Below are 10,735 nucleotides of genomic sequence, written 5' to 3'. Positions count from 1 at the left end.
TTAATACGCGGATCTCCGATAATTTTCAGGTGCTAAAACCTGCAAGTTGAAGTGGAATGGGTATAGACGGGTATAAATGACAAATCACCTTTCTTTTGCTGGCCAAGTAAAGGATCTGCCATGAGCACTTTTATTGCTTTGTCTAAATCAGATTTTTGATTCTTGTGTAGTTTTTTGACTGCTCTTTTAAAGTTTTGTGTTTGTAAAACGCTAGTGATTTTAGTCAAAGCTATACGGCTCCAACTTACCTGCTTCTTTTTCTGCTCTAGAAATAATTACCTGTTTCACAAACTCATAGGGTAAGTCAGGGTTATCTTCCATCATCTCTCCGATCTTTGCCCAATGTTCAATCTGCTTGGGTGTCGATCGGTTTAGAGCCTTTCCCATGATAGAGGCTTTTTCTACCAAATTTTGGTCTAGTCTTATGCTTGCGGTTGCCATATTATACCTCCTATACAACTCGCTAGATTGTAGCAGGATGCATCAAGTGTGGCAATTTGCGCCGCTCAGGTTAGCGGTTATGCACCAAAGCCGAAATTGGAGAGGTGATGGAAGAAAGATATTGCTCTAGGCTTATGATCGTGAACGAAAAAGAAGAACTCTTACTTTTTCAGTACAAGGACGAACACAGAAGCGAGCCTTTTTGGGCTACTGCCGGCGGAGAGCTTAAGGAAGGCGAAACATACCTAGATGCCGCCTCTCGAAAATTATATGAAGAAACATGATTGAATGAAACTATTGGTGACTTGATCATGGAACGAGAGGATGTTTTTGCGGTCGCTAGGTCAAAGCCAGCAATATGGAAAGAGAAATATTATTTGGTTATCTGCGCGTATAAAGAAAAGGTATTCGCAGCAGATTGGACTGATGAAGAGAAGAGTACCATTCAACGATGGAAATGGTGGACTCTAGACGAAATGAAATCTCAAAATGTGGATACTTTTAAGCCAGAGACTATTCCGGATTTGATGGCAACTATTTTGGAAAAACAGAAAAGTGCATAATATTTTTTTATCGGTATTTTGCCAATACAAATAGTTGCTCCTTGCGGTAGTTGAAAAAATAAGCTTCACTCAATAAGTTCCTTTTCTGTGCTACTTCCACAATACCACAAGGAGAGAGAAGTGATTAAGTTTGGATATACCATCGTATATGTTTCAGATGTTAACGAAGCGATTTCGTTTTTTGAAGAAGCTTTTGGCATGGAGCGAAAGTTTGTGACGGAAGAAGGTGATTACGGTGAATTAAATACCGGAGAGACAACACTTTCATTTGCATCTCACGAGCTGGGCGGCTCTAATTTCAATGGTGGCTACGTAAATGGTTCTATCTCAGAAAAACCTCTAGGCATTGAAATCGCTTTGGTTACTTCTGATGTCAACGCAGCTCATATTGCGGCACTTGAGTTTGGGGCAACAGAGCTAAAAGCTCCTGACCAAAAACCTTGGGGGCAAGTTGTTTCTTATGTGCGTTGCCCGGCTGGCATTCTACTTGAGCTCTGTACGCCAATATCCAGCTAAGTTATAACAAAGTTATCAAAAATGGCTCTTACAGTGCTGGATCTCCGTTGCGTTGCTAAGTGAATCTTAGATAGGTCGGTCCATCGAACTATAGAAATAATCAACGTAGAGCGCGAAGTTTTTTTCGCGTTTTAGTTTTTCTACAGCCTCGTTAGCCACCCAAGTAGGCTTTAAGTTGTACATAATTTTGTACATGTTTTTTAAACTAAAATAAACTTGTCTTGTTTATTGTACATGTTGAGTTAATTATAAAAATTGTTTCCTTTACTGAAGCCAGAAATAGCTTACAAAACTGTTTTAGATTCTGCCGTCAACGATGCAGATACTACTGTGATTACTCGCAGAGATTCGGACGATGCAGTGGTGATGTCTCTAGACTATTACAATAGTTTGATGGAGACTGTTCATTTGCTTCGTTCCCCTGCAAATGCCGGCCATCTTGAAAGGTCTATCAGCCAGTATAGAAATGGCAAGACTAAACAAAGGGAAGTAATCGGTGAGTGAGAAGCTGTCATCATGGACTGATGAGGCTTGGAAAAACTATTTGTATTGGCAGACTCAAGACAGAAAAAAGCTCAAACGTATGAATAAGTTAATAGCGGATGTATTGCGTTCTCCATTTGAGGGAATTGGTAAGCCAGAACCGTTGAGGGAAAATCTATCGGGGTTTTGGTCGCGCAGAATTGATGATACAAATAGGTTGGTCTATGCCGTTGACGATGGAGCAATTATTATTATTTCTTGTCGCTACCATTACTAAGCGTAAGGTAGCTAATAAAAGATTGAACAGAGGTGCCCCGACAATGTCATGCCGCTTGCATTTGCAACCTCCACTCCATACAAAATTTAGTTGCACCCACCCAGACACATACATTAAAAAAATGCAGCCAATTGTTGTTTGGTTACTTTTTCAAGATCAGTCTAATACCTTTAACTAGACCTGTTTATTTCGTCTGTCATACTTGATGTGAGTAACCTTCTTAGGAACCCCAAATGAAAACATTTATTAACGCAGATTTTGAGCAAGGTGTTGTTATTCTCCCCAGTGATTATAAATGGGTTAAATCGCCAATGCCTGGCGTAGAGAGGATGATGTTGGATCGAGTGGGTGACGAAGTAGCGAGAGCCACGTCGATTGTCCGCTACGCACCCAATAGTGAGTTTTCTTCACATGTGCATACAGGAGGAGAAGAGTTTTACGTACTTGAAGGCGTTTTTTCTGACGAACACCAAGATTACCCAGAGGGTAGTTATGTTCGCAACCCTATCGGCACTTCACACAGACCAAAGGTAGGTAAAGAAGGTGCCACCATCTTTGTAAAGCTACAACAGTTTAAGCCAAAAGATCTTGAGCAAAAAGTTATCAACACGCATTCACAAGCTTGGCAGCAAGGCCTAGTTGAAGGATTAAGTGTTATGCCATTGCACGATTTTGAGGGTGAACACATAGCGCTCGTCAAGTGGGCACCCAACACTCGTTTTAGTACTCACCAGCATTGGGGGGGTGAGGAAATATTGGTGTTAAAAGGTACTTTTTATGACGAGCATGGCGAATATCCGCGAGGCTCATGGATTAGGAACCCTCACCTTAGCAAGCATACGCCATACACAAAAGATGACGGCGCACTGATTTATGTAAAAACTGGTCATTTATAAACGGCTTCCTCGTTGCCGTTTTTTCTAGATGATTGGAGACAGACTAGCATGGGGAATATGTTGTGAAAGCATTGCGCAAATACCATTCAGCCGCTACTATTTAAAACTGAATACGTCTTTTGTAAAAATGGAACTAACAAGGTAGCAAGGCAAAATGGGTCTACAGGTAAGTTTTTGTTAGTGGATATTGAAAATGGCACTGAATAACAAACTTATAGTGGCGATATTGCTATTCATCAACCACCAAGCGGTCGCGTCCTTGCTGTTTGGCTAGATATAAGTTGCTGTCTGCGCGTGCGATTATGCCGTTTATGTCGTGATCCTTGCCTTTTTTATAATAAGCAACCCCCATAGAAAATGTCACCTCTATTTCTATTGGTGACGTATCACTCTTGGTACTATTGAACTCACTGCGCAGTTTTTCAAACAAGGCTTGTATAGCCTCTTTGTTCTGTTCGTTTGTTACAAATAACCACTCTTCACCACCGTATCTGCCGTATTGTTCCTTTGAATTAAACACCGCTTGGCAGGCTTTTGAGAAGCGTTTGAGTATCTGGTCACCGACTTCGTGACCATACTTATCGTTTATCGATTTGAAGTTGTCCAGATCCATTATGCCAAAACTCAAGGGAGTATTACCGTGCTCTGCTTGGCGATAACAGTCATTCGCATAGGCCAATACGGCGCGTCGGTTTGGGCTGTTGGTGAGATAGTCATGCAAGGCCATGCGTTTAAAGCGTTGCCTGTGCCACATTTGAATAAACATAAAACCCAAAGTCAGACAAACAAAAATTATCCAAAGCTTTTGCTGTCTCTCTTGTGTTTCAAGTTGCAAACTCTGAATTTCGTTTTCTTTGAGCAAGAGTGCGTTCTGGCTTTCTTTTAACTGCGTGTCAAATTTGATTTTGTATTTTTGAATATCTTGCGCTTGCTCGTTTTCATAGCGTTGTTCTAGTAGCGTGATCACTTCTTCAAGTTTATCGTAAGCATGTTTATAGTCTTGCTGGGCATATCGTATTTGCGCGTATATTTTGGTGTAGTCAATTTGCGAACGCAGCCGTTTGGTGTTTTTGATAAAGTCATACGTTGTGTCGAGTTTGCTTAGTGCTTCTGCATATGCGCCTAGCTCAAGTTTCGCGCGAACTTGGCCAATAATGGCACCAAATTCAAGTTCAGGGTCACCAGTCATGGCAAAAACTTGTTCGGCTTGCGCATATAAGTCGAGTGCATACATCCAGTCCTTATTTTCCAGAGCAATATCTGCCAGCGAAGCTTGTGCCCATGCCACACCGATATCATCATTCAATTTTTTACTTAGCGCCAAGGCTTCGTTCAGGTAGTTTTCTGCAGTTTCGTAGTTTTTGTGCGAGAAATAAGCACTACCCAAGTTGTATAGAATCACGGATTCACTAAATAAGTCTCGTATTTGTTTGGCTATTGCCAAGGCCTCTTCTGAGTATCGAATACCTAAAGGAAAATCGCCTAAATCAAAATAAATATTCGAAAGTTGCGTCAATATTTGTGAGAGGGCAAAAGTATCGTCTACGCTTTTGCTTGACTGGTAGGCTTTTTCAAGCGATTGAATAGCGTCAGCAAATAAGTCTCGTTCGTACTGATTTAAGCCAATTGCAAAGTAGATATTGGTAATTACATAGGGGTTGTCAGTTTTTTTTGCTCTTTCAATGAGTGGCAAGTACAAGGCATCAAAATCGACATCTTCGCCAAGTGAAAAGCGCAGATCAAGCTCGTTCACAGCAAGTAGATATAAAATATGATCGTTGTTTACGGCCTTAGCTTTTTGATAAATATTTTGATAGAGCATGTTGGCTTGCGCAATATTGTCTTGCTCTAATAAGTTCTCGAATTTGAGCACGGCTGCATGCAGATAGGCTTCTTGCCATTCGTTTTTTAAGGCATAGTCAATGAGTTGGTTTGTGAGTTCGATAACGCTATTGGGGTCGCTTGGGTGGCTAGTGTTTAACTCATCTATATAGCTAATCAAGGCATTTTCACTCGAAAACGTCGCAGGCAATTCGTCTGCTTTAGCCACAGCAATCAACGAAGCTACGTAAGCACAGCAAGCGATTTGCATGAAAGAAAACGCATTGTTAAAGCGAAAAATAGTGAAATTCCTTTTGAAAACAAACTACACAGCCTATCTTAGTATCAATATCGACTATAGCAACAAAGAATTGAGTTGTATGAGGTCAAAAGCAAACAAGTCGGTAGTGCTAGGGAATTTCAGGAAAGTTAGCCAAACGCTCAATGGTAGCAGAGCGTTTGGCTAGCTATGTATTTTATTTACATAGTGTAGTTGAGTTGAATATACATGCTGCCGCCATTAAATCCAAAAGGGGATTCTTCTGGATAAATTTGACCAGCATTACTTTCTGGATTGGGCACTTCATCTGGCACTGTGTCAAACAGGTTTTGCAGACCAAATGTCATCGAGAAGTTTTCGCTGAAGTGATATTGCGCTTCAAAGTCAACAAGGAATTTACCACTGTAAAATCCGTCAAAATCGCCAGTCACACCTAGGCCTACATCATTCCCAACTCCGATTTCACCAAAGTAACTGCCTCGAGCAACAAAATTCCAGTCATCTTGTGCATGAATACCGGTTAAGGTAAATCTGTCTTCTGGCAGACCATTTTCAATAGAGAAAATACGAGTTGCGCTTAAAGCATTTGAACTATTAGTGACTTCAGTTTCTGTGTGGTTGTATGAAAATAACACACGTGTATCACCTTCGTTAAGGTTTACCGGCATGCTCAACACGACATCAACACCTGTTGTTTCGGTAGCAAAGTCATTCACAAAAAAGTTGAAGCCAGAAATTGAACTTGCGCTCGCATCACCCGCTGCAACAATGTCATCAATAACATTTTGCAAGTTTGCTGCGGCAGCGCCGCCTGCGGCTAATGTGCCTGAAATATCAACGTTAGAGCCAAGCGTAATCCTGTCATCAATATCAATTCTGAAGAAATCTACAGTCAAATCTACACCTGAGTTTGAGTAGATAAAACCTAGGCTGTAGTTTGTTGACTCTTCCGGCTGCAATATTTCTGGAGAGGGGGCACCCGGTATTGCATTTGCAATTGCAATGGTCAGAGGGTCAGTGGGAGACAAGGTACCTGACTCCAATACGCCTTGAGATGTAACAATCGTTGACGTTCTAACCGAATTTGCCTGACCTGGAGTAGGGGCTCTAAAGCCGGTACTAACGGTTCCCCTTAAGGAAATAGAATCTGATAAAGTGATATGACTAGATAACTTGTAATTGGTTGTCGAACCGAAATCATCGAAATCTTCCCAGCGCAACGCCGCACCTAAAATCCAGCCATCGACAATATCGGCTTCCAAATCTAAATAAGCGGCGATATTACTACGATCGAACACACCTGCTGCTCGCGTAGAAAAACCAGCAAAGCCATCGACGGTCTCTCTAAATCCTTGACCAGCAAGATCGCCAGCTTCACGACTTTCTGGGTCACCCAAACCGACTTCGTATTCCTCTTCGCGCCATTCAAATCCAGCCGCAACATTCAGCTCTGAGGCCAAGCCGACTTCGACCGGATAGGCAAGATCTATGTTGAAATTGGTATCCGTTTGTATGTTAAAACCTGGGCTTATCCCGTCGTTCGCCACTGAGTTAGAAAAAGAAGGGTTGACGCTGTTTATAAAAAAATAGTCAGCTTTTGAACGCCCTGTGTGTGCGCTTACGTCATATGAAAAGCCGTTGTCAAACTCACCGCGCACACCAAATGCAATACTAGAGTCAGTGACATTTGCACCAAAGGTCGGGGTAAAACCGCCGGGGAACACTTCGGCTAAGGCAAAACACTCTTCGTCGAGTGGGCCGCCGTTAGATATAAGCTCAAATCCGGGGCTCGTTGTTGGATTGCCGTTAACAATATTGATAGTAGGGCAAGTAATGTCGTTGTTTAAGTTAGTGTCGCCAATCAACACAGTTTGGCCGCCGTCATTTGAGAATCTCTGTGAACGGTCACTGCCATCAGGTGTTCTAAAGAAGAAAATAGTGTGGACTTCTTTGTCTGCATAATTTGCGTAAGAGTACAATTCTGCATGATCGTTTAATTCAAGTCCTGAATTTACAAAAAATTTAAAATCATCTCTAATTTCAGCCGAGCCCCACGTTTGGGCAGGGTTGGCAATAGCTGGATTATTTACTGAAAGTCTGGCTGCATCGCCTCGTTGTACTTGTCGTTGTGTGGGTTCGTATTCAGAGTAATCCAAAGAAAGGTTAACAAAACCATCATCACTAAGTGGTAAGCCTAAGTTGGCTGCAAAGCGATAATTTTCACCGTCACCTTCAAATGTTGCGCCGCGACGAGCGGTAAGCGTAAAGCCATCTGCATCGTCTTTAAGCTGAAAATTCATTACCCCAGCAATCGCGTCAGAGCCGTATTGAGCGGCTGCTCCGTCTCGCAAAACCTGAACTTCTTTTAGGGCAATAGAGGGAATGGGAGAGATGTCTGGGCCTTGTGCACCATCCGAAACACCACTACCTAAGAATGCTATGACAGCACCTCGGTGGCGCCTTTTTCCATTTACCAACACGAGTGTGTGATCGGGTGGTAAGTTTCTTAAATTTGCAGGGCGAATGAATGACGCTTCATCAAGGTTGGGTTGCTCTGCAACATTGTAAGAAGGTACAACACTGCGCAGCATAACACTAAGATCGGTATTTCCCTGACTAGATAAGTCTTCAGAAGATATAAAGTCAACGGGTGCCGGTGTACTTGTTCCTGTTCGTCCTGAACGGCGAGAACCTAACACGGCAATTTTTTCTGTGGTCGCTGAATTGTCTTCAACGGTTTGCGATTCCTGAGCGGTAACCTCAGACACGGATAACCCAGATGCTATCGACAAAGCGATACACAAGGGACTCAAGCGAAATAGTTTATGGTGCATTTATACATCCTATTAATTGAATATGTGTAAAATATTGAATTTATTGTTTTTAATTTACGCACTGTCAAAAGACATTCACGTCAGAGGTGTCCATAACTATTCAGTTTTTGAGTAGTACTATTCAATAATTTCAAAAACATTTTGCGATCAGTAGTACCAGTTGGAAGGAAAATATAGATCCAGTTAGGGGGGAACATCTATCCTAATTTATTCTATTTAGAACTGCCTTTAAGCTTGCCAGTTTGTTAGTTGATCTAGAGAATGTGCACGCAAGAATGATTTGTCTACACAAACTTCAATCATTTGTAACCATTGAATAAAGGCATTTAAGTTGGATTGGTCTGGGATGACTTCTGGGAGAATATTATTATCATCCAAAAGGCGTAACGCGGAAAACTTGCGAAGGGCATCCGTTATGGCAATGGGTGGGAAGGTAAGCGCTGTGTTCGCCAAGGTTTGTAACTGTCGAAAATCAGCAATCTGGCGCTTGACTTCACTCTTACCGAGGTCGCCAATAGTCTCGATATTAAACTGTGACAATACCTTGGCTCGCTTTTTACCTACACCTTGAATGCAATAAACGGGAATAGCTTTAGACAAACCTTGCCAAAACTTTGGCGGAGAAGGAATATCTATGTCCCTTGGGCTGAACTCTAGTTCTAATAGCCAAGCATTTTGTGCCAAAGGATAGCGCTGAGTGGCGAGAAGGTTTGCTGGAATCGTCGCGCGATCTGGCTCCGATTGCCCCATTTTTACTTTAATTTTGTCAATTGCAAGGCTTTCTGAGCCACCGTGTACGGTATTGACTGCATTGGCAATCTCCGCATTGATAAGCCAGATTAGACTTTGCAAATCGCGTTTTTCAGACATTTACAATATCGTCTTAAAAGTAATTTCGACTTCACTGTATATATTGGCTGTGCTTTGTGTATCTTGCGGTGCTTTATTGCTTGCAGGCCGAATATTTATGCGTGTTTTAAGCAGTTTCTTAGGGTCAATCACACCAGCAAAGCGATTCGCAAGGGTAAAGTTATTATTTGAAAAAGTTTTCACTGTTGTGTTACTTGTAAATACTGATGCAGCGCTTCCCGTGGTCGTTGAGGCACTATTTTCTGACGCGCTTGCACGTTGATCATCGCCTTCTTGATTCGGAATGTTAAACGTGAGTTTCGCATTGATCTTGCCACTGTCAACCAATAATTTGGGTATGCCGTTACTCAGCACACCACTGAGCAGTTGTCGTTGTTTGTTTGCAACTTCTAGCATGGCAATACGACGGATGCGGTCAACGCCTTTTTGTGTCAGTTTTTTACCTTCATAATCTTCTTTTTCTACCAGCCTCAACTGCAGTTGCTCGTATATGGGGGGCTGTTCTTCTTTTTTATCAGACGCGGCTTGATAATTTGCGCCCTCGAAAATACCGTGCTTCTCGTCACTATCAAAGGGAAATATACTCGCTAAAAACTCAGTTAGCTGCGCCAATAGTTCGGGGTCGTCAAAGCACAAGTCTAGAAAAGAATCATCATCTAATGCCAGCAGAGAGTTTAATTCAGAAATTTTTTCTTGTTGTTCTACTTGCGACGAGAGAATTGCGCCGAATGTGTCCGAGATGAGTTTTGCCACAAACTCGGCAAAACCCAGCTCGTTAAGAGCTGAGTCAGACATAACATCATCCTTATTGATCTAATGGTAAATAGTCCGTTCGAAAGTTGATTTTGACACCACCAAATATATTGACGCGCGAACCTGAGCGATCCTGATCAGTTTTGCTCGTGGTCGACACCGTCACATTTGAGTACTTGGTAGAGGCCGACGCTTTTACCCATGGAGAGAGTGCAGAGCCGGTTTTCGCCCTTGCTCTCGCAGAAAAGGCTTTGCGGTTATATTTATTCTGCGTTTCTCGGCTAAACGACGAACCATAAGTGGTGAAAGTTAGGCGAGTTTCAATATCGCCATTTTCGATGACTAAGCGCAAAATGCCTTGTTTCACCATTTCTTTTAGCAAGTCATACTTATTGGCTGAAATGCGCAAGGCAACGGCATCTAATATTGAATCGTAGTTATTATCACCAGAGCTAGCAACTTTGTTGTCATTTGCTACGCCTGCTTCCGACGGCAAGGCGAGTGCGTCGTTCAACTGATTGGCTTGATCTTCGGTTAGTGTCGCCGTTCCACCATTGTTTTCAACCGCCGTCACTTTGTCTTGGTCGTCGACCGGCGCAGGGAGCGCTTTCGCAAGAAAGTCTAAAATCATCTCACCGCTGATATCATCTTTTGTGTCATTGATGAAAGCTGTCAGGGATTTACTGGTTTGTTGTAAAAGCTCGATAAATGCTTCGGTTTGGCGAATATTGCTGGATACCAATGCATCAAATACATCGGATATAAGTTTGGTTGTGAACTCTGGGAACCCAATTTCACTGAGTCGCGTTGCCTGAGTAACTGCTTCAGATGTTCCAGACATTGTACATCTCCTTATTGATTATCTAGATCGAATTGACATTTACTGCAGTCGTTTGTGGTTAGCTGTTCTGTGTTATACAGTTCAACAGCAATTAACTATACCCATTCCACTTCAACTTGCAGGTTTTAGCACCTGAAAATTATCGGAGATCCGCGTATTA

At 42.2% G+C, this 10,735-nt stretch carries 12 protein-coding genes and 1 pseudogene; 6 read left to right on the top strand and 7 right to left on the bottom strand.

The window, feature by feature from the left end; genetic code table 11:
* Positions 1-32 precede the first annotated feature (32 nt).
* Entirely contained in the window at positions 33-227 is a 195-nt protein-coding gene (locus ACFOHL_RS12460) for a type II toxin-antitoxin system RelE/ParE family toxin (RefSeq protein ID WP_376920567.1), read from the bottom strand.
* Positions 220-441, bottom strand: a complete 222-nt coding sequence (locus ACFOHL_RS12455) for a TA system antitoxin ParD family protein (protein ID WP_376920566.1) — start codon at positions 439-441, stop codon at positions 220-222. Before ACFOHL_RS12455 ends, ACFOHL_RS12460 begins: the two co-directional genes overlap by 8 nt.
* A gap of 107 nt (positions 442-548) precedes the next feature.
* Here ACFOHL_RS12455 and ACFOHL_RS12450 point away from each other — a divergent pair, with 107 nt between their 5' ends.
* From ACFOHL_RS12450 to ACFOHL_RS12425, 6 genes and pseudogenes are all read left to right on the top strand, one after another.
* Positions 549-725, top strand: a complete 177-nt coding sequence (locus ACFOHL_RS12450; RefSeq protein WP_376920565.1) for an NUDIX domain-containing protein — start codon at positions 549-551, stop codon at positions 723-725.
* Positions 726-1,004 (top strand): hypothetical protein, encoded by a 279-nt coding sequence (locus tag ACFOHL_RS12445; protein WP_376920564.1) that lies wholly within the window; start codon positions 726-728, stop codon positions 1,002-1,004.
* Positions 1,005-1,124: 120 nt separating this feature from the next.
* The gene (locus tag ACFOHL_RS12440; RefSeq protein ID WP_376920563.1) at positions 1,125-1,520 is read left to right on the top strand and encodes a VOC family protein; all 396 of its coding nucleotides are present in this window, start codon (positions 1,125-1,127) and stop codon (positions 1,518-1,520) included.
* 248 nt (positions 1,521-1,768) lie between these two features.
* Positions 1,769-2,024: pseudogene (locus ACFOHL_RS12435) on the top strand (type II toxin-antitoxin system Phd/YefM family antitoxin).
* Positions 2,017-2,280, top strand: coding sequence for a Txe/YoeB family addiction module toxin (locus ACFOHL_RS12430; protein ID WP_376920562.1), 264 nt, complete (start codon positions 2,017-2,019; stop codon positions 2,278-2,280). The pseudogene ACFOHL_RS12435 and the gene ACFOHL_RS12430 overlap by 8 nt, the downstream one beginning before the upstream one ends.
* A gap of 233 nt (positions 2,281-2,513) precedes the next feature.
* The gene (locus tag ACFOHL_RS12425) at positions 2,514-3,176 is read left to right on the top strand and encodes a cupin domain-containing protein (RefSeq protein WP_376920561.1); all 663 of its coding nucleotides are present in this window, start codon (positions 2,514-2,516) and stop codon (positions 3,174-3,176) included.
* A 229-nt stretch (positions 3,177-3,405) separates the two neighbouring features.
* On the opposite strand, the gene ACFOHL_RS12420 is transcribed toward ACFOHL_RS12425, so the two are convergent.
* From ACFOHL_RS12420 to ACFOHL_RS12400, 5 genes are all read right to left on the bottom strand, one after another.
* The gene (locus tag ACFOHL_RS12420; protein WP_376920560.1) at positions 3,406-5,268 is read right to left on the bottom strand and encodes a tetratricopeptide repeat-containing diguanylate cyclase; all 1,863 of its coding nucleotides are present in this window, start codon (positions 5,266-5,268) and stop codon (positions 3,406-3,408) included.
* A gap of 209 nt (positions 5,269-5,477) precedes the next feature.
* Complete coding sequence (locus ACFOHL_RS12415; RefSeq protein ID WP_376920559.1) at positions 5,478-8,111, bottom strand: TonB-dependent receptor plug domain-containing protein; 2,634 nt, start codon at positions 8,109-8,111, stop codon at positions 5,478-5,480.
* Positions 8,112-8,339: 228 nt separating this feature from the next.
* Positions 8,340-8,981 carry a hypothetical protein gene (locus tag ACFOHL_RS12410; RefSeq protein WP_376920558.1) on the bottom strand — a complete coding sequence of 214 codons (642 nt, stop codon included), beginning with the start codon at positions 8,979-8,981 and terminating at the stop codon, positions 8,340-8,342.
* On the bottom strand, positions 8,982-9,776 hold the full coding sequence (locus ACFOHL_RS12405; protein WP_376920557.1) for a hypothetical protein: 795 nt from the start codon (positions 9,774-9,776) through the stop codon (positions 8,982-8,984).
* Between the two features lie 10 nt (positions 9,777-9,786).
* On the bottom strand, positions 9,787-10,575 hold the full coding sequence (locus ACFOHL_RS12400) for a hypothetical protein (RefSeq protein WP_376920556.1): 789 nt from the start codon (positions 10,573-10,575) through the stop codon (positions 9,787-9,789).
* Positions 10,576-10,735 lie beyond the last annotated feature (160 nt).

This window comes from Agaribacter flavus, from assembly GCF_042646125.1.
Taxonomy (GTDB): Bacteria; Pseudomonadota; Gammaproteobacteria; order Enterobacterales; family Alteromonadaceae; genus Glaciecola; species Glaciecola flavus.
The sequence above is the reverse complement of the archived record's forward strand: the minus strand, read 5'-3'. Positions and strand labels throughout refer to the sequence as shown.